The sequence below is a fragment of the Paenibacillus sp. S29 genome (assembly GCF_049319765.1).
GTDB lineage: Bacteria > Bacillota > Bacilli > Paenibacillales > Paenibacillaceae > Paenibacillus > Paenibacillus polymyxa_B.
In genome coordinates this window covers 83,286-102,935 of record NZ_JBMOUI010000009.1, presented here as the reverse complement: position 1 = coordinate 102,935, position 19,650 = coordinate 83,286, and the positions used below count along the sequence as shown (strand labels likewise).

The window sequence follows — 19,650 nt, the reverse complement described above, 5'->3', positions numbered from 1 at the left end:
CACGATGTTCACATTTTCGATTCTATTTCATTTAAATTTATTCTATATAATGGGGATAAATCTGAAGCCGGATCATGACAACCATGGTGAAGGTATGGAGTGAGTCATTTTCTAAAAAGTGACCGCTGCATATGTAAGAATGTGAATACTATCACAAATGGAGAAGACTTCAGATTATAAATACTATAAATCATTGTTAAGAGAAGTGCAGGGGGGAGCAACATCATGGACGTATTGGATTTGGCACGGTTGCAGTTTGCAACCACAACGATTCTTCACTTTGTTTATGTGCCGATCTCTATTGGATTGTCGTTATTAGTGGCAATTATGGAGACGATGTATGTTATCAAGAAAAATGACTTGTACAAAAAAATGGCGCAATTCTGGGGAACGTTTCTGCTGATTAACTTTGCACTGGGCGTCGTCACCGGGATTTTGCAAGAATTCCAGTTCGGGATGAACTGGTCGGACTTTTCCCGTTTTGTCGGTGATGTATTCGGTACGCCGCTGGCGATTGAAGCATTGCTTGCATTTTTCCTGGAATCGACGTTTATCGGATTATGGGTATTCGGTTGGGAAAGATTGTCCAAAACGGTCCATTTAATCTGTATGTGGTTGGTATCAATCGGTACGATGTTATCGGCATTGTGGATTCTAGCTGCTAATTCATTCATGCAGCGTCCCGTAGGATATGAGATTCAAAATGGACGTGCAGAAATGAAAGATTTTGCCGCTCTGCTAACGAACGAACAACTGCTATGGGAATTTCCGCATACGCTGTTTGCTGCTTTTGCGACAGGAGCATTTCTGATCGCGGGTATCAGTGCATGGAAGCTGATGCAAAAAAAGAATATGGACTTTTTTAAACCTTCTTTCAAATTGAGCATTATTGTTGCCTTAATCAGCGCCATAGCTATCCCTTTGTTTGGTCATGGTCAGGCTCAATATTTAGTGAAAACACAACCGATGAAGATGGCTGCCAGTGAGGGCTTATGGGAGAACAGCGGTGACCCCGCTCCTTGGACAGTTATCGCATGGATTGATCCTGGAAAAAAGGAAAATACCTTTGAGATTAAAGTTCCTTTTGCTTTGAGTTTTCTATCCTATAGTAAATTTACCGGCTCTGTGCCTGGTATGAATGAGCTTCAGGCAGAATATGAGAAAACCTATGGTCCGGGAGATTATATCCCGCCAGTAAGAACCACGTTCTGGAGCTTCCGCATTATGATTGCGGCGGGATGTGGCATGATTGCACTCGCTTTATACGGAGCTTACCTGACGTTCCGTAAAAAGTTGGAAGGTTCACATCGCTGGTTCTTCCGTCTTATGATATGGGGGATATCCCTTCCATTCATTGGGAATACTTCAGGTTGGATCATGACTGAAATAGGTCGCCAACCGTGGACTGTATTTGGTCTGCTTCAAACGAAAGATTCTGTTTCGCCTACTGTTGTGGCTGGAGAAGTGTTGTTCTCGTTCATCTCATTTACCACATTGTATTTAATTTTAACAGGTGTGCTGGCGTTTTTGTTTTACCGTACGGCTCGCAAAGGTCCAGATATTGAGCCGTATCAACAAACGGTAATTCATGATCCTTTTGCTCAAGGGGGTGACACCATTGTCGCTAAATGATTTATGGTTCCTATTGATTGCTGTGCTGTTTACTGGCTTCTTTTTTCTGGAAGGCTTTGATTTTGGCGTAGGAATGGCCACAGGATTGGTGCCGCGTAATGACCAACAAAAACGTTTGATGATCAATACGATTGGTCCATTCTGGGATGCCAACGAAGTGTGGCTGATTACAGCAGCAGGTGCGATGTTTGCCGCATTCCCGCATTTTTATGCAACCATGTTCAGCGGATATTATCTGGTATTTGTCTTTATTTTGCTAGGTTTGATCTTGCGTGGAGTTTCTTTTGAGTTCCGCGGCAAGGCTGAAGGGAAATGGTGGACAGGAACGTGGGATGCCTGCATTCTGATTGGCAGCTTTCTACCGCCGATGCTGTTCGGTATGGCTTTTGCGGCTTTGGTGAAAGGTGTACCTATTCAGCAAAACATGGATTTGAAAGCTGGATTTTCCGATGTATTCAATGGATACACCGTATGGATTGGACTGACAGTGGTCGGAATGTGTCTAATGCACGGACTGACGTTTATTTCCCTGCGGACGATTGGAGAAGTACGGGATCGCGCGCGTGTGATTGCGTCCAAGTTTCTTCCGGTATTGGGCATTTTACTCGCGGGCATGGTGGTATGGACTTATTTTGCAACGGATTTATTTGCACGTCGCGGTCCCTTTATGTATGCTGCGGTTGCGGTGGGAATTGTCGCCTATGTGCTGACATGGTACTTCCTGAAGCAGCGCCGTGAAGGATGGGCCTTCGGGATGACAGGTGCAGTGATTTTACTGACCTTCGTATCGTTATTCGTCGGTTTGTTCCCAAGATTTATGGTGAGCTCGATTAACAGTGCTTTTGATTTAACGATTTATAATGCAAGCTCCAGTCATTACACACTGAAAGCCATGACGATTGTTGCAGCAACGCTTTTACCCTTTGTGTTGGCTTATCAGGCATGGAGCTATTTTGTTTTCCATAAGCGTCTCAGTGAGAAGGATCATTTGGAATACTAATGGATAAGGCATGGTTTGAATTAAAGGGCATTCGGCCAGTGATGCTGCTACTGGCTGCCCTTTCCCTGCTCCAGGGGGCCGCAGTGATTGCACAAGCAGTCTTCTTGGCAAAGGCTATTACGATTTTATTTGATAAAAATCCGCTGCTGATGGCTTGGCCTTCGCTGGCGTTGTTTTTCGCAGCTTTTGCAACGAGGCATACGGCGATCTGGCTGCAACGCCGGACAGCAGGCCGTTTTGCTGAAGCTTCAGGCGCTTCCTTACGGGAGCGTCTGCTTGCACGTTTGTTCGAACGGGGGCCGGGTTTTGCAGCGCGGGAAGGTAGCGGCAAGTTGGTGACGCTAGCGCTGGACGGCATGGATCGTTTTCGCACGTATTTGGAACTGTCCATTCCTCGTATGATTGACATGATGGCTGTAACTATACTTGTGCTTGTGTATGTTTTCACATTGGATGTCATTTCAGGTGTGATTTTGACGACTACGATGCCAATCCTGGTAGGCTTTTTTATTTTGCTTGGCTTGGCGGCGCGGAAGCAGGCAGACAAGCAGTGGCGTTCCTATCGTCTGTTATCTCACCATTTCACGGATTCGCTGCGTGGACTTCAGACACTAAGGTTTTTGGGTCGTAGCCAAGAGCATGGGGAAACGGTTGGGAAGGTCAGCGACCAATACCGCACGACAACGATGCGCACGCTGCGGGTAGCGTTTCTTTCCTCATTTGCCCTTGATTTTTTTAGTATGCTATCGGTCGCTTTTGTCGCGGTAGGCTTGGGGTTGCGCCTGATTAGTGGCTCGGTGGGTTTGGAGGCAGCGCTGGCGGTGCTTATTTTGGCGCCAGAATATTTTATGCCTATACGCCAGTTGGGATCAGACTATCATGCTTCACTGGATGGTAAGGAGGCTTGGGGAGCAATGCGCTCCATTCTCAGTACAGAGGATGATGCGACTAAGCCGAATAAACAGGCAGCTAACGATAAAGGATTGGACATCACGGGACAGGACATTCTTGAGCTGTCTGACGTGTGCCTCCTGAATGAAGACGGTTCGGCCCGGCTTGAACATGTGTCTGCACATGTTGAACCGCACATGAACATGATCGGCATCGTGGGAGCTAGCGGTGCAGGTAAAACGACGCTGCTTAGTCTGCTTGGCGGCTTTGCTGATCCGACTTCAGGCGAGCTACTCCTGAATGGATGCGGATTGGCTGGGGAAGCCAAAACTGAATGGCAACGGCATATTGCGTATATTCCACAGCATCCATACCTGTTTAGCGCATCTTTGGCAGATAATATTCGCTTTTATGAACCGGAGGCATCCAACCAGCAGGTAGAGTGGGCGATTGACGCGGTTGGACTGCGTGAACTGGTAGACGGTCTTCCGGGTGGAATGAATGAGCCCATTGGTGAAGCGGGTAGGACACTGAGCGGAGGGCAGGCGCAGCGGATTGCATTGGCGCGGGCATTGCTCAGTAACCGTCCGGTCATTTTATTGGATGAGCCTACGGCGCATCTGGATATTGAGACAGAGTGGGAGCTAAAACAGACGATTTTATCGGTTTTGAAACACAAAAGAGTGTTTCTTGCCACCCACCGGCTACATTGGATGCCAGATATGGACTGTGTCTGGATGATGAATCAAGGTCGTCTGGAAGAAGTAGGTTCCCATCAACAATTGATTGCCCGTAAGGGGGCATATTACCGATTGCTGACGGGGATGTCGGAAGGAGGGAACGGACGATATGAGAGTAACGGACAATAGCAGACAAGGCTGGTTTGTGACGTATCTGAGACAATATTTTTGGGCCTTTCTGGTAGCTGCTCTTTTGGGTGCATTGGCCATTGGATGTGCGGGCGCGTTGCTCTTTACGTCCGGTCATCTGATTACCCGTTCGGCCTTAAAACCGGAAAATATATTAATGGTGTACGTTCCAATTGTGCTTGTGCGAACATTTGGCTTTAGTAAAGCGGTTATTCAGTACCTGGAGCGCTTGGTAGGACATGATGCCGCACTGCGCCTTGTGTCCCGTATGCGGGTACGCTTATATCGGGCAGTGGAACCGCAGGCGCTGATGATTCGCAGCAAATTCCGTACAGGGGACCTCTTGGGACTGCTGGCAGAGGATATTGAGCAGCTTCAAAACATCTATTTGAAGCTAGTTTTGCCTGCGCTATCGGCTTTGCTAATTTATGCAGCAGGCATCTGGGCGCTTGGACGGATGGACGGAACCTTTGCCTTGCTCATGGCACTATATGGTGGATTTTTGCTTTTTATTGCCCCAGCTATCTCACTATGGACCTCACTCGCCAAACGGCGAGTGTTTAAGCAGGAACGGAGTAAAGCCTATCAGGAGCTAACGGATGCTCTGTTCGGCATGAGTGATCTGGTGCTGAGCGGACGGACTGGGCATTTCCTGAGCACCTTTACACAACGGCACAATAGGGCTGCCGTAATGGAAAATTCACTTCGCCGGAGCGAGTGGCGTTCTCATTGGATCGCACAATGCGTTGTAGGTGGCGGGGTTGTGATTATGACTATGTGGGCCGGAGGACTGGTAGCACAGAATCGTATAGAAGCCACATGGCTGGCATCCTTTGCCCTTGTGGCTTTTCCATTGCTGGATGCCTTCGTTCGCGCTGGAGAAGCGGTGGTTCATGCGCCGGAGTATCAGGATTCACTTCGACGATTAAAGGATTCGGAGAAAGACACACCTACACCTGGAGCAGGTGGAACAGCAGACACTCTAGAGGAACAGGCTACCGCTATGCGATTGGGCCACGGAGGAGACCTGCTGCTGAACAACGTAAGCTACCGCTATGCGGCAACGCAGGAATGGAACGTGCGTAATATCTCCCTGCACGTACCGCAGGGGGGCAAGGTTGCATTGCTTGGCCGCAGTGGTGCGGGCAAGTCCACGCTACTGAACCTGATTCAGGGAGCATTGCAGCCTGATGAAGGTAGCGTCACTGTCGCAGGGATTCCCGTATACACAGGTGGAGCATACTCCAGTCTATTTGCAGTGCTAAACCAACAGCCGTATTTATTCGATACAACGGTAGCGAACAATATTCGGCTGGGACGACCCGATGCTACGCTGGATGAGGTTCGTGCAGTAACAGAGCAGGTAGGGCTTGGAGCCCTGATTGATTCTTTGCCGGAGGGCTACGATACCCGAATGCAGGAGACAGGTCTTCGTTTTTCCGGTGGAGAAAAACAGCGAATTGCACTGGCGCGGATTTTGCTGCAAAATCACCCGATTGTTTTACTGGATGAGCCGACAGTGGGGCTTGACCCGCTGACAGAGCATGAGCTCATGCAGACGATGTTTCGAGTGCTGGAGGGTAAAACGCTCATCTGGATCACGCATCATCTGACGGGGATGGAGCATATGGACGAGGTGATCTTTATGGAAAAAGGGGTCATTTCCATGCGAGGAAGCCATGAACAGCTGTGGCAGGAGCAGTCCCGATACCGCAGCCTGTATGAGCTGGATCATCCGAGCCTGTGAAATGAGGTATTTAAAATTTTGATTAACTTTTATATACTGGTTAGAGTTGATGCGTCACGTGTAGACACTCAACTGGAGGGGCTGATATGAATGAAAGCACTTATCTCTAAGCATTGGCATTTGATGCTGATTGGTTTTGTAGCCCTGAGTATGGGCGGGTTTGTCTTGTTTTATTTTCAAGGGAGCGTGTCGTCGTTTCCGGCCAGTCAACCTAAACAAGCTCAGGAAGAGCCCGACAAGATCAAATATGAGATTGTTACAGTGGGTGTAAAAGGGGACGGTTTCTATCCTAAAAATATTGAAGTGAAAGCTGGCGTTCCAACCAAAATCAATTTCAAGAAAATGACATCCTTTACTTGCATTGATGAAGTGCAGTCGTTGAAGATCGGAATGGACGTTTACCTGGATCACGAAAATAATTATTTTACCGTCAAGGACTTGAAGCCGGGGGTATATGAGTATAATTGTGGCATGTACATGTACTTTGGGACGATCACGGTAAAATAAATCAAAATAGCTTTCTAGCACATTGATGCTAGAAAGCTATTTTTTTCCTTTAATCAATTAGGTTAATTGCGACAGTCTGTATATACCATCATCCACCTGTGGTGCAATATGCATTATCCTTTACCACTGATCAGCTTACATTGCTGATCTTTTGTTTTTTACAAGACTTCTCTCAGAAAATTTACATAAGAACGGAGCAGGCGGAATGGTGCTGGACAAGCGAAGCGGTCGCCTTTGTCCCCGGATTTCTACCTTTGGTTGCTTATTCAAGAAATCCGGGGACAACAGCGAGGGAAGCACCATCCGCATGCGTAGTGGTACGAATGTAATTTTTTTCATCCCATATATCTAATTTTGAACTGATTTTTCTCCTAATTCGTCGGGTACCCGCTTTCAAGCCAGCAAAGTATGATAATAGTATCTAGAGATGAGGAGGAGCTTGTTATGGGATCTTCAACTGAAACCGCTTCCAGTAATGGAGCTGTGATTCCTGAATCCAACCGGGGAAGACCGCGCAAGGCTCGCGGCCCGAAGCCTGAACGTGGTAGAAAAGGCTTGTGGGACAGTGTGAAGCAGCAAAAGTATCTTTATTTTATGTCTATTCCTTTCGTCATATGGGTGTTTGTTTTCAGCTATCTTCCACTCTGGGGCTGGACGATGGCGTTTCAAAATTATAAGCCAGCCAAATCTTTTTCGGACCAGAAATGGGTAGGGCTGAATAACTTTATTGAGCTATTTCAGGATGAACGATTTTATCTGGTATTACGCAATACGCTAGCGATGAGCCTGATGGGGATTATATTTGGTTTTGTCGTACCGATCTTCTTTGCAATTCTGTTAAATGAGCTGCGCGCTATGCTGTTCAAACGGTTTGTGCAGACAATATCCTACCTCCCGCATTTTGTATCCTGGGTAGTTGTAGCCGGTTTGGTCACCAAGATGCTGTCCATTGACGGAGGCATTGTCAACGATATATTGGTAGCGCTTCATATTGTGGATGAACCGATTCAGTTCATGGCAAAGGGGAGCTGGTTCTGGTACATTGTAACCGCTTCCGACATCTGGAAAGAGACGGGCTGGAATACGATTATTTATTTAGCTGCAATCACCGGAATTGATCAGGAACAGTATGAAGCATCACGCGTGGATGGAGCGGGCCGCTGGAGACAGATGTGGCATATAACACTGCCGGGTATCCGCTCGACGATTGCCGTTCTGTTCATTATGGCGATTGGACATCTGGTGAGCAACGGTTTTGAAAAGCAATTCTTGCTTGGCAATAGTCTCGTGACGGATTATTCCGAGGTGCTGGATCTGTACGCGCTCAATTATGGGATTAATTTGGGTCGCTTCTCTTATGGGACGGCAATTGGTATTTTCAACTCGCTGGTTAGCATTCTGCTGTTGTTTACGGCGAACGGTATATTCAAAAAACTAACTAAAGAAAGCATTATGTAGGGAGGGAGAGGCGAAATGACGAATAAGGCATTTAATGCTACCCGATCTGAGAAGCTGTTTGATCTGTTCAACTATATCCTCATGGCTCTGATCGTGGTGTTGACGCTGTACCCGTTTCTGAACGTACTTGCGATTTCCCTGAACAATTCAACGGACACGGTTCGCGGCGGTATTTATATATGGCCCCGCCAATTTACGCTCGAAAATTACAAAACGATTTTCCAGTACGATGGCCTTCTTCAGGGACTGCAAATATCTATTCTTCGTACTTTGGTTGGGACGGTACTCGGATTGATCTGCGCGTCTATGCTTGCTTTTACATTGAGTCGGGTCGAGTTTCGCGCTCGTAAGTTTATTTCTACGTTTTTGGCGTTGACGATGTATTTTTCCGGCGGGATGGTGCCCGTGTTTATTTTGATGCGGGATCTGCATCTGCTGGGTTCGTTTTGGGTGTACATTTTCCCAGGCTTAATTAGCGCATTTAACGTGTTTGTTATTCGTTCCTTTATGGACGGTTTGCCGTATGCGCTGCAGGAGTCTGCCAAACTCGATGGGGCGAATGATTTTACGATTTACTGGAAGATTATTTTGCCGCTGTGCAAACCAGTATTGGCAACGATTGCTCTTTTTCTGGCAGTAGGTCAGTGGAATGCTTGGTTTGATACGTATTTGTATAATGGTGGGGCGCCGCAATGGACGACGCTACAGTATGAGCTGATGAAGATACTGCAAAGTACGCAGCAAGGCGGCTCCAGTATGACGAATAGTAACGATATGGCTAAGCAAATGGCTCAAATTTCACCAGAGTCGATTAAAATGGCAATCACGATTACGGTTACGCTCCCCATCCTGATGGTGTATCCGTTCTTGCAAAAATATTTTGTAGGCGGTATGACGCTGGGAGCAGTGAAATCATAAAAAACGGGATCCCGGTAGTGAAATAGCAGTTATTTGCAGGAGAAGTCATCATAGGAATATAGGAGGATTTATATATGAACAAACACTGGTCCAGATTAGCACTGATTCCCTTGCTCGCGGTGTCACTTACCGCACTCGCAGGTTGTGGGAGAAGCGATAAAGCAGCGAAGGAGGGCACATCCAGCGGTACAGACCCGATTACGTTTAGCTTCTTCGGAGCAGATACAAGCCCGCAATGGAATGGAATGAAGGATGAAATAGGCAAGGAAATCACCAAGAAAACAGGTGTAACCTTGAATGCGGAATTTGATGTCAGCGGCGGAGGTGGAGATGACCGAATTGCTTTGATGGCAGCAAGTGGAGAATACCCGGACTTGGTTTCTCCTAAAGCGAATATTAACAAGCTTGTGGATGCGGGGGCCATGATTGATCTGACAGATCTGATCAACGATCACGCACCCAATCTCAAAAAGCTATATGGACCCTATATGGATCGTTTGAAATACAGTAATAAAGATCAATCCATCTATGTCCTTCCTACATATGCAGGTGTGGGACAGGAGAGTTTTGACGCGACGGGCGGATTTGAAATTCAGCATAAGGTGCTCAAGGAGTTAGGATATCCAAAGGTAAGAACGCTACAGGATTATGAAAACGTACTCAAAACCTATACAGCCAAGCACCCAACGATCAATGGCAAAAAAACGATCCCACTCACGCTGGATGCAGACGACTGGAGAATTATGATTACCGTAACGAATCCTGCCTTCCAGACGACTGGAGCGCCAGATGATGGTGAATATTTTATTGATCCCACAACATTTGAAGCGAAGCTTCATTACAAACGTCCTGAAGAAAAGGAATATTTCCGTTGGTTGAACCACATGTATAATGAAGGGCTGCTCGATAAAGATTCGTTTGTGCAAAAAAGTGATCAATACAAATCCAAAATTGCCAGCGGCCGTGTCCTTGGTCTGATTGATCAGGAGTGGGGGTATCAGGATGCCGAAAATGCGTTAAAAGCTTCAGGCAAGGCCGATTCCAGCTACGCGCATTTTCCAGTTACACTTTCGGAGAAATACAAGGATAGCTCCTTTCAGGATACGGGCTTCGCGTCCGGTTATGGTGTAGGGATTACGGAAAATTGCAAGGACCCGGTGCGGGCTATTAAATTCCTTGATTATTTAGCTTCCGATGAAGGACAGGTGCTAGTGAACTGGGGGATCGAGGGCAAGCATTATGAGATCAAAGACGGCAAACGCGTCATTCCAGCTGATGTACTGGAGCAAAAAACGAACAATACAACCAACTTCAATAAATCTACGGGTATAGATTTGTACACGCTCATCAGCGGACACTATGGTGACGGCGTGAAGGACCCTACAGGCAACTACTATACTGCCAAATTCCCGGAGCAAATTATCGCGGCTTATTCGAAGCCAGAGAAAGAATCGCTTAAAGCGTATGGCGTAAAAACGTGGAAAGATCTGTTCCCGGACAAGAAAGAATTTGATGTAAAGCCTTGGGGCGCAGCCTATAACCTGACAACAGACAATGAATCCAACTATAACGTTACATTCAAAAAAACGACAGACATTATCCGCAAACGTATACCCGAAGCTATTTTAGCACCAGCTTCCAATTTTGATACGGTATACGACAACATGATTAAAGAACTGGATGCCGCCGGAGCTGTCCAAATGGAACAGCAGTACACGCAACTGGTGAAGGACAGAGTGGAGTTATGGAGCGGTAAGGCTTCTAAATAGCTGACTGCTTTTAACGAAATTTTGAATGCCGGAATGACAGAGCGCTTGTCCTTATGGTCCATACAGGATTAGCGCTCTGTTTCATCTTGATGGGGGAGGGTTTGATGTGACGAAAGGCAAAAGACCACAGTCCCTGCGTTTATGGTATCGCCAGCCTGCTGAGGTATGGGAGGAAGCATTGCCAGTCGGCAATGGAAGACTGGGAGCTATGGTGTTTGGCGGAATCAGAGAGGAGCATTTGCAATTAAACGAGGATACGCTCTGGTCCGGGTTTCCCAGAGACGGCGTTCAGTATGATGCTTTGCGATATTTGCAGCCTGTCAGAAAGCTGATTGCAGATGGAAAATACAAGGAAGCGGAACAACTGATTAATGCGGATATGCTAGGTCGCGATACGGAAGCCTATCAGCCTTTGGGAGATTTGTGGATTACGCAGGAGGGCCTAGGGGAAATTGTGCATTATGAACGGGAACTGGATTTGCTGACCGGAACGGCAGCGGTCACTTTTCAAAGTGATGGAGTCCGCTATACTCGTGAAGTTATCGCCAGTGCGCCAGATGGAATCATGATGGTGTCACTGACTGCGAATAAGCTTGGGAAGATCCATGCATCTGTGCGCATCACTTCCCCCCATCCTTGTGAAGACGAGGTTGGAGAGGATGCACATTTTGGTGATTCATCCAAATGGGATAGCGATAATGGCGGTCCATCCGATGAGCCGATCAGGGACTTTATTACGTTGACTGGGCGAGCGCCCAGTCATGTGGAATCTAATTATCACGGTGATCATCCACAGTCTGTCGTTTATGAAAATGATTTGGGGATGGCTTTTGCAGTTCAGGCGAGGGTTATTCCTGAGGGAGGAACCTTGACGAAGGGTGCTGATGGAGCACTGATCATCTCGGGCGCGGATAAAATCACGGTATATTTGGCAGCAGCTACCGGATTTCGGGGATTCCACGTTATGCCGAATAGTGATGCAACAGAGTCAGTAGAAGCATGTCAAGTCACTTTAGACAAAGCAATTTCGCTGGGAAGTGAGCAGGTGCGGCAACGCCATGAACAGGATCATCGAAAGCTGTTTGACCGCGTTGCATTAGAACTGGGAGGTGATACTCTAACCGACGAGTCCGTTCTACCGACCGATCTGCGATTGGAACGTTATCAGAAAGGTCAGGCCGACCCGGGGCTGGAGGTACTGTTATTTCAGTATGGCCGTTATTTGCTCATGGGCAGCTCGCGTCCGGGGAGTCAGCCCGCAAATCTTCAGGGCATCTGGAATGACCGGGTGCAGCCGCCGTGGAACAGTAATTATACAACCAATATCAATACGCAGATGAACTATTGGCCCGCAGAGGTATGCAATCTTGCCGAGTGCCATGAACCATTGCTGCACATGATTGGAGAAGTGGCTCGTACGGGACGGAGGGTAGCCTCCATCCATTATGGTGCTCAAGGGTGGGCAGCTCATCACAATGTAGATGTGTGGAGATACGCCGGACCTTCAGGAGACCATGCCAGTTGGGCGTTTTGGCCGCTTGGGGGTGTATGGCTAACTGCTCACCTATGGGAGCGCTATCTGTTTACCCTGGATACAGCCTATTTGGCAGAACAAGCTTATCCCCTCATGAAGGGGGCGGCAGCCTTTTGCATGGACTGGCTCGTGGAAGGCCCGGGGGGTCGGCTTGTGACGTCCCCATCTACATCACCAGAAAATAAATTCAAAACGCCGGACGGCGAGGATTGCAGTATATCTATGGGCTCCACCATGGATATGACGCTGATTCGGGAGCTGTTGGATAACTGCATTCAAGCTGCGGGCCTGCTGGAATTAGACGATGAGTTCCGCACCCGCTGCGAGGAGACACGGGACAGGTTGATGCCCTATCAAATTGGCCGTCACGGTCAGTTACAGGAATGGTTTGTCGATTTTGAGGAAGCGGAGCCTGGGCATCGACATGTTTCGCATCTATATGGGTTATATCCCGGTCGACAAATTCACATCCGTGATACCCCGGAGCTGGCTGAGGCAGCCCGCATATCGCTGCGTCGACGGCTTGATCACGGTGGTGGGCATACCGGATGGAGCTGTGCCTGGTTGATTAACCTGTACGCTCGGCTGGAAGATGGCGACGCCGCACATCGGTATGTTCGCACGTTGCTGTCGCGATCGACCTATCCTAATTTATTCGACGCTCACCCGCCTTTTCAGATCGACGGTAATTTTGGTGCGACGGCGGGGATTGCAGAAATGCTGCTACAAAGCCGTCCGGGAGAGCTGACGTTACTGCCTGCCTTGCCAACGGCATGGTCGGAGGGACGGGTCAGTGGATTGATGGGGCATGGCGGGATGACGGTCGGCATGGAATGGTCTGGTTCCAGGCTCGTCCGTGCTGAATTGACCGCGTCTGTCCCGACGGGTAGCTGCACGATTCGCTATTCACATCCGTTTAGCGCAGATGCTCGTCAGGCTCTGCCTGATCCTGAGCATGGAGGATTTATTTTGTCATGGATTTTTACCAAAGAGCAGGAAATAACGAACCAACATACGATTATAATTGAAGGAGAGGAAGAGACAATATGACCATTTTTCAATTTCCGCAGGACTTTATGTGGGGGACCGCGACGGCAGCCTATCAAATCGAGGGAGCTTATGAGGAGGATGGGAGAGGTTTGTCGATCTGGGATACCTTTGCCCATACGCCTGGCAAAGTATTCAACGGTGATAACGGCAATGTAGCTTGTGACAGCTATCATCGCTACGAGGAAGATATCCGCCTAATGAAGGAACTGGGCATTCGTACATACCGTTTTTCAGTGTCCTGGCCGCGTATATTTCCCAATGGTGACGGTGAAGTCAATCAAGAAGGATTGGACTATTATCATCGCGTAGTCGATTTGTTGAACGAAAATGGGATTGAACCGTTTTGTACACTGTACCATTGGGATCTGCCTCAAGCGCTTCAGGATGCTGGAGGATGGGAGAATCGTCGCACGATTCAAGCGTTTGTCCAGTTTGCAGAAACGATGTTCCGCGAGTTTCACGGTAAAATACACCATTGGCTAACATTCAATGAACCATGGTGCATCGCCTTTTTATCTAATATGCTGGGTGTTCATGCCCCGGGTCTGACAAATCTTCAGACAGCCATTGATGTAGGACATCATTTGCTAGTTGCGCATGGTCTCTCTGTGCGCCGTTTTCGCGAGCTGGGCACCAGTGGCCAGATCGGTATCGCTCCCAATGTCTCCTGGGCTGTTCCTTACAGCACATCTGAGGAAGATAAAGCCGCTTGTGCGCGCACCATTTCCCTGCACAGTGACTGGTTTCTTCAACCTATTTATCAAGGCTCGTATCCTCAGTTTTTGGTAGACTGGTTTGCGGAGCAGGGAGCCACCGTGCCTATTCAGGATGGGGATATGGATATTATCGGAGAGCCTATTGATATGATCGGTATCAATTACTATGCTATGTCAGTTAATCGTTTTAATCCTGAAGCCGGGTTTCTTCAATCTGAAGAAATCAATATGGGGCTACCTGTAACGGATATCGGTTGGCCAGTGGAGTCGCGTGGGCTGTACGAGGTACTGCATTATTTGCAAAAATACGGTAACCTCGATATTTATATCACAGAGAATGGGGCTTGCATCAACGATGATGTCGTGAATGGCAAGGTTCAGGATGACCGTCGTATTTCGTATATGCAGCAGCATTTGGTGCAGGTACACCGGGCTATTCATGACGGCCTTCATGTCAAAGGATATATGGCATGGTCACTTATGGACAATTTTGAGTGGGCAGAGGGATATAATATGAGATTTGGCATGATTCATGTCGATTTCCGCACACAGGTCCGCACCCCGAAGGAAAGTTACTATTGGTATCGAAATGTAGTAAGTAATAACTGGTTGGAGACCAGACGTTAAACGATAAACGAAGAGATGTTTTGAAAATAAGGCAGATTTAGGCCTGTCTCTGCTCCCTTTTGTTTGAACACTGGGTCTTCCGGGGTAATAATAGTCAAGATATGCAGAGGGTTGTTTCAGGTATGTAGAGACCAAGAGAATAAAGAAGCAAGATATGTGCATACTGACAAAAATACCGGACGAGGGCGCTAAAAATTATTTTAGACCGAAGGGAGTGGAGGGTATGGCTGCAAATTTTAGGAAATCAGGATCAACTGACGGGCAAATGAGCCGGACGGTATCTGTTATCGCTTGGATCGCCTGTATTGCAGGTATTATCCTTATTTTGCTTGATATAGGTAATTTAACTGATCGGAATATATATTTAATGACAGGCATTGGCTGCGTTGTTGCCGGGATTTTTATTTTTCTAGTTGGGAAATCATTTGTCATTGCACGCAAGAAGGAAGACCAGGAAAACGGCCGCAGTTAATACAATTTAAAAATGATTTAAAGCAAAGATATGCCGAAAACAACAATGTGGGGCTTCGAGCAGTGTAGGATGATAACTGTAAGGAGTCCCGCTTTTTTCTTTAATATAACTTCTTTAAGATACACAAATAACGTTTTTATTATGTCATCTTTGTATTAATAAGAAATTTTGAATTTGCAAGAGAAATTTTATTTTTAGAGATGTTTTTCACAAAAAACGGACAAATAATCGACAATTCTGTTAACAATAAAAAAAGTGGCCACTTTTCTGCTATCTTATATAGGGGCAACATTACAGGAGTTCGTAAAGTTTTGAGTAATTTATTATTTAAGGAGAGGGGAACAACATGAACAAAAAACCAAAAGCGATTATTGCGTTGGTTTTGACCGTGCTCACGGTAGCATTGCTCATTTGGACGTGTTTTTATGCTGGCGGAAAATACGTTGTTTTCGATCCGAAAGGACCCGTTGGGCAAGCACAAAAAGAGCTGATCATTCTTACAACGGCATTGTCTGCGCTAATAATTGTACCGGTCATGATTTTGACTTTCTTCATCATTTGGCGGTATCGTGATACACCGACAAACAAGGTGAAGTATCAACCCCACTGGGATGACAGCAAAAAGCTGGAGACCACATGGTGGGCTATTCCAATTATCGTTATCTGTATTATTGCTGTCATTACTGCAAGATATACCTACTTGCTGGAGCCTTCCAAGCCGTTGGCAAGTACGCAAAAGCCAGTAACCATTCAAGTGACTTCACTGGACTGGAAATGGCTCTTTATGTACCCAGAGGAAGGTATAGCTACAGTTAACCAAGTTCACATTCCTAAAGGTGTTCCAGTCCGTTTTGAACTGACTGCTGACGCCCCGATGAACTCATTCTGGATTCCGCAATTGGGCGGACAAATCTACACCATGTCAGGCATGGCTATGAAACTGCATTTGCAGGCCGATCACGAAGGAACTTACTTTGGTTCGGGTGCAAACTTTAGCGGTGAGCATTTTGGACAAATGCGTTTTGATGTAGAAGTCCAGTCGGATGAAGAGTATAAAAACTGGGTCGCTGACATCAAAAAGCAGTCTAAGCCGCTGACGAAAGACGGCTATTTGGCGCTTGCAAAACCAGGTTTGTCCCAGCCTGATGAGTATTCTTCGATTCCAGATGGCTTGTTCAAAGACATTGTTAACAAGTATGTAGTGGAGGGTGCTTCTAACCCACATGCTGGACATGGTGAAGCTACATCCACAGAAGGTTCTTCTCAGTCCGGCATAGAAGATCATGCGGCAATGGACATGAGTCATATGAATATGAGCGGACACAATTAAATGATTATAGGGAAGGAGGCCCCCAATGCTTGACAAAATAAAAGAGTTTGCATCCACTTTCTTCGTTACTGGAGACCCAATGATCTATGGAGCGGACGTCTCCATCGCATTAGCGACGATCGGGATCGTGTTTGTGCTCACTTATTTCAAAAAATGGGGCTGGCTTTGGAAAAACTGGTTGACTACTGTTGACCATAAAAAAGTCGGTATTATGTATATTCTTGCGGCCATCTTGATGTTATTCCGCGGAGGCGTGGATGCATTATTGATGCGTGTTCAACTGGCTACACCAGATGTTACACTACTGCATCCTGAGCATTACAACCAGATTTTCACAACACATGGCACGATCATGATCCTGTTTATGGCGATGCCGTTGATGTTTGGTTTGTTTAACATTGCCGTACCACTTCAAATTGGTGCGCGCGACGTTGCGTTCCCTTTCCTGAACGCATTAAGCTTCTGGCTTTTCTTTATGGGAGCGATGTTGTTCAACCTGTCCTTCGTTATCGGCGGTTCGCCAGATGCAGGTTGGTTGAGTTATCCACCGCTTTCAGAACTGCAATTTAGTCCAGGCGTCGGTCAGAACTTCTATATCTGGGGTATTCAGATTTCGGGTATAGGTTCATTGGCTACGGGGATCAACTTTATTGTGACCATTATTAAAATGCGTGCACCTGGTATGACTTGGATGAAAATGCCTGTCTTTACGTGGTCCGTATTTTCGTCATGTGTTATTATCATTTTCGCATTCCCGATTCTGACGGTTACTTTGGCATTGCTGTTCCTTGACCGCTTCGGAGGAGGACACTTCTTTACGCTTGATTTCGGCGGTAACCCAATGATGTATATCAACTTGATCTGGATGTGGGGTCACCCTGAGGTATACATTGTAGTTTTGCCTGCCTTCGGTATTTATTCCGAGGTTATCAGCGTATTCTCCAAAAAGAAATTGTTTGGATACAAGTCCATGGTTTACGCCATGTTCATTATTGCGATCTTGTCCTTCTTCACCTGGGCGCATCACTTCTTCACGATGGGATCAGGCGCAGATGTTAATGCATTCTTTGCGATTTCGACGATGGTTATCGCAATACCGACAGGGGTTAAAGTATTTAACTGGCTGTTCACGATGTATCGGGGTAAGATTACATTCAAGACTCCTATGATGTGGTCAATTGCTTTTATTCCGAACTTCTTGATTGCTGGTTTGACAGGCGTCATGTTGTCTGTAGCGCCTGCTGACTTCCAGTTCCATAACAGTTACTTCCTGATCGCTCACTTTCACTCCGCTCTGATTGGTGGTGTAGTGTTCGGTTACTTGGCAGGTCTGTACTATTGGTGGCCTAAAATGTTCGGTTTCACATTGCCTGAAACGCCTGGTAAATGGGCTTTCTGGTTCTGGAACATCGGTTTCTATGTATGTTTTATTCCGCAATATTCTCTCGGTCTGATGGGTATGACGCGTCGTCTGAGCACTTACGGCTGGGATACCGGCTGGCAGCCGCTTAACCTCGTTTCGACCGTTGGGGCATTCTTGATGGGGATTGGTTTCTTGTTCCAGGTTCTTCAAATTCTTCTGGGCATCAAGAATTACCGTAAGCTGAAGGATACAACAGGCGATCCTTGGGGTGGCCATACGTTGGAATGGTCGATTCCTTCACCTGCACCGGAGTACAATTTTGCTACCATTCCACAAGTAGAAGAACGTGATGACTGGTGGGCAGAAAAAGATAAACGTGCAAAAGGTATTTTCAGAAAGCAACCGCCAATTGAAGCGATTCATATGCCGAAGAACTCGGCGATTCCATTCATTATGTCGGTATTCTTTTTCATTGCAGGTTTCGGGTTCGTATTCGGATGGTCGTTCTTCTATATTCCAGGACTGATCGGTGTGGCAATTTGTATGATTTGCCGTTCGTTCTTCTCCTATGATGGCGACTACTATATCCCTGCGGATGAAGTAAAACGCACGGAAGCGGCAATAAGGGGGTCTGTATAATGGCACAAGCAGCAGCACACCAAAGCCATGATCATGACCACGGGCATCACGATCCGCAAGAATTGAAGATGCTTGGTTTTTGGATCTTCCTCGTAACGGACGTAATCCTGTTCAGTACCTTGTTCGCAACCTTCGTCGTCCTTCGGAACAACACAGCCGGAGGACCGGGTGGCGCAGAGCTGTTTAACATGACGGGCGTTATTATTGAAACGTTCCTCTTGCTCACGAGCAGCTTCACAAGTGGTCTGGCTGTGTTGGCCATGAACAAAGGAAGCATGAAGGGATTAATTAACTGGTTAATCGTGACGGCGATCCTGGGTCTTGGCTTTATCGGTTTTGAGGTTTACGAGTTTGTTGAGTTGGTACACGAAGGAGCCAATTTTGGAACCAGTGCGTTCTTGTCGGCATTCTTCACTTTAGTCGGAACGCACGGACTTCACGTTTCGTTAGGTCTGGTTTGGATGATTGGACTCATGTTCCAGTTGAAAAAACGCGGGCTTACACCAGAGACGAAGGGGAAAGTTTCCGCATTGAGCTTGTACTGGCACTTTTTGGACGCTGTCTGGATCTTCTTGCTGACAGTCGTCTATTTGATGGGGGTGATGTAGATGGCACAGCATCAAACAGGAGCGGGTTCGCATGGTCATGATGATTCTCACGGTTCAGTGAAATCCTATGTTATCGGGTTTATTCTGTCCATCGTACTGACCATCATTCCTCTCGGTGTGGTTATGAATCATATGTTGAGCCGCACTTCGACCATGGTTGTTATTTTAGCCGCGGCAGTGCTACAATTTCTGGTTCAGCTTTTCTTCTTCATGCACATTCGTGAGAGCAATGGACCACGCTGGAATGTCATGACTTTGATTTTCGGGGTAGTTATCCTGTTGACCGTTGTTGGTGGTTCTGTATGGATTATGGAATACAACATGGTAGCACACTAATAAGTAGGATTTTTGCAAAATTACTCAAGTACAAACGAATTAGGAAAGAAGAAGCGGACTTAGAGCCGCTTCTTCTTTTTTTGTGTAGCTTATTAAAATAAAAACTGTGGCTTCTTGAACTCAAGTTTACATATGTGTAAAATGGAATTGTATAACAGTAGAGTGAAAACGATAATACTAGTGG

15 protein-coding genes are annotated in these 19,650 nt (G+C 46.8%); all 15 read left to right on the top strand.

Annotated features, from left to right (window positions below; all coding sequences use genetic code 11):
* Positions 1–225: 225 nt before the first annotated feature.
* Positions 226–1,632 (top strand): cytochrome ubiquinol oxidase subunit I, encoded by a 1,407-nt coding sequence (locus tag ACL9RM_RS16625; RefSeq protein WP_061828919.1) that lies wholly within the window; start codon positions 226–228, stop codon positions 1,630–1,632.
* Positions 1,619–2,632, top strand: coding sequence for a cytochrome d ubiquinol oxidase subunit II (gene cydB / locus ACL9RM_RS16620; protein WP_061828918.1), 1,014 nt, complete (start codon positions 1,619–1,621; stop codon positions 2,630–2,632). Before ACL9RM_RS16625 ends, cydB begins: the two co-directional genes overlap by 14 nt.
* Entirely contained in the window at positions 2,632–4,392 is a 1,761-nt protein-coding gene (gene cydD, locus ACL9RM_RS16615) for a thiol reductant ABC exporter subunit CydD (RefSeq protein ID WP_250266700.1), read from the top strand. The genes cydB and cydD overlap by 1 nt, the downstream gene beginning before the upstream one ends.
* Positions 4,373–6,139, top strand: coding sequence for a thiol reductant ABC exporter subunit CydC (gene cydC / locus ACL9RM_RS16610; RefSeq protein ID WP_414126410.1), 1,767 nt, complete (start codon positions 4,373–4,375; stop codon positions 6,137–6,139). The genes cydD and cydC overlap by 20 nt, the downstream gene beginning before the upstream one ends.
* 90 nt (positions 6,140–6,229) lie before the next feature.
* Positions 6,230–6,646: a cupredoxin domain-containing protein gene (locus ACL9RM_RS16605; RefSeq protein WP_250266698.1), complete on the top strand. Its 417-nt coding sequence runs from the start codon at positions 6,230–6,232 to the stop codon at positions 6,644–6,646.
* 444 nt (positions 6,647–7,090) lie between these two features.
* Complete coding sequence (locus ACL9RM_RS16600; RefSeq protein WP_250266697.1) at positions 7,091–8,104, top strand: ABC transporter permease; 1,014 nt, start codon at positions 7,091–7,093, stop codon at positions 8,102–8,104.
* A 15-nt stretch (positions 8,105–8,119) separates the two neighbouring features.
* Entirely contained in the window at positions 8,120–9,022 is a 903-nt protein-coding gene (locus tag ACL9RM_RS16595; RefSeq protein ID WP_025721946.1) for a carbohydrate ABC transporter permease, read from the top strand.
* 74 nt (positions 9,023–9,096) lie between these two features.
* Positions 9,097–10,791 carry an ABC transporter substrate-binding protein gene (locus tag ACL9RM_RS16590; RefSeq protein WP_250266695.1) on the top strand — a complete coding sequence of 565 codons (1,695 nt, stop codon included), beginning with the start codon at positions 9,097–9,099 and terminating at the stop codon, positions 10,789–10,791.
* 106 nt (positions 10,792–10,897) lie between these two features.
* A complete protein-coding gene (locus ACL9RM_RS16585; protein ID WP_414126409.1) occupies positions 10,898–13,375 on the top strand; it encodes a glycoside hydrolase family 95 protein in 2,478 nt (825 codons plus the stop codon).
* Entirely contained in the window at positions 13,372–14,718 is a 1,347-nt protein-coding gene (locus ACL9RM_RS16580; protein WP_025721514.1) for a GH1 family beta-glucosidase, read from the top strand. The genes ACL9RM_RS16585 and ACL9RM_RS16580 overlap by 4 nt, the downstream gene beginning before the upstream one ends.
* Before the next feature lie 223 nt (positions 14,719–14,941).
* Positions 14,942–15,190 (top strand): hypothetical protein, encoded by a 249-nt coding sequence (locus ACL9RM_RS16575; RefSeq protein ID WP_061828909.1) that lies wholly within the window; start codon positions 14,942–14,944, stop codon positions 15,188–15,190.
* A 346-nt stretch (positions 15,191–15,536) separates the two neighbouring features.
* Positions 15,537–16,520, top strand: coding sequence for a ubiquinol oxidase subunit II (cyoA, locus tag ACL9RM_RS16570; RefSeq protein WP_250260406.1), 984 nt, complete (start codon positions 15,537–15,539; stop codon positions 16,518–16,520).
* Positions 16,521–16,545: 25 nt separating this feature from the next.
* Positions 16,546–18,522, top strand: a complete 1,977-nt coding sequence (locus ACL9RM_RS16565; RefSeq protein WP_013311982.1) for a cbb3-type cytochrome c oxidase subunit I — start codon at positions 16,546–16,548, stop codon at positions 18,520–18,522.
* A complete protein-coding gene (cyoC, locus tag ACL9RM_RS16560) occupies positions 18,522–19,130 on the top strand; it encodes a cytochrome o ubiquinol oxidase subunit III (RefSeq protein ID WP_023990327.1) in 609 nt (202 codons plus the stop codon). Before ACL9RM_RS16565 ends, cyoC begins: the two co-directional genes overlap by 1 nt.
* Entirely contained in the window at positions 19,131–19,466 is a 336-nt protein-coding gene (cyoD, locus tag ACL9RM_RS16555) for a cytochrome o ubiquinol oxidase subunit IV (protein ID WP_013311980.1), read from the top strand. It begins immediately after the preceding gene.
* Positions 19,467–19,650: the final 184 nt, after the last annotated feature.

Bases quoted from the DNA above. Each gene is read 5' to 3' on its own strand.
- ACL9RM_RS16625 (WP_061828919.1), top strand. From the start codon at position 226: ATGGACGTATTGGATTTGGCACGGTTGCAGTTTGCAACCACAACGATT.
- cydD (WP_250266700.1), top strand. From the start codon at position 2,632: ATGGATAAGGCATGGTTTGAATTAAAGGGCATTCGGCCAGTGATGCTG.
- cydC (WP_414126410.1), top strand. From the start codon at position 4,373: ATGAGAGTAACGGACAATAGCAGACAAGGCTGGTTTGTGACGTATCTG.
- ACL9RM_RS16605 (WP_250266698.1), top strand. From the start codon at position 6,230: ATGAAAGCACTTATCTCTAAGCATTGGCATTTGATGCTGATTGGTTTT.
- ACL9RM_RS16600 (WP_250266697.1), top strand. From the start codon at position 7,091: ATGGGATCTTCAACTGAAACCGCTTCCAGTAATGGAGCTGTGATTCCT.
- ACL9RM_RS16595 (WP_025721946.1), top strand. From the start codon at position 8,120: ATGACGAATAAGGCATTTAATGCTACCCGATCTGAGAAGCTGTTTGAT.
- ACL9RM_RS16590 (WP_250266695.1), top strand. From the start codon at position 9,097: ATGAACAAACACTGGTCCAGATTAGCACTGATTCCCTTGCTCGCGGTG.
- ACL9RM_RS16580 (WP_025721514.1), top strand. From the start codon at position 13,372: ATGACCATTTTTCAATTTCCGCAGGACTTTATGTGGGGGACCGCGACG.
- ACL9RM_RS16575 (WP_061828909.1), top strand. From the start codon at position 14,942: ATGGCTGCAAATTTTAGGAAATCAGGATCAACTGACGGGCAAATGAGC.
- cyoA (WP_250260406.1), top strand. From the start codon at position 15,537: ATGAACAAAAAACCAAAAGCGATTATTGCGTTGGTTTTGACCGTGCTC.
- ACL9RM_RS16565 (WP_013311982.1), top strand. From the start codon at position 16,546: ATGCTTGACAAAATAAAAGAGTTTGCATCCACTTTCTTCGTTACTGGA.
- cyoC (WP_023990327.1), top strand. From the start codon at position 18,522: ATGGCACAAGCAGCAGCACACCAAAGCCATGATCATGACCACGGGCAT.
- cyoD (WP_013311980.1), top strand. From the start codon at position 19,131: ATGGCACAGCATCAAACAGGAGCGGGTTCGCATGGTCATGATGATTCT.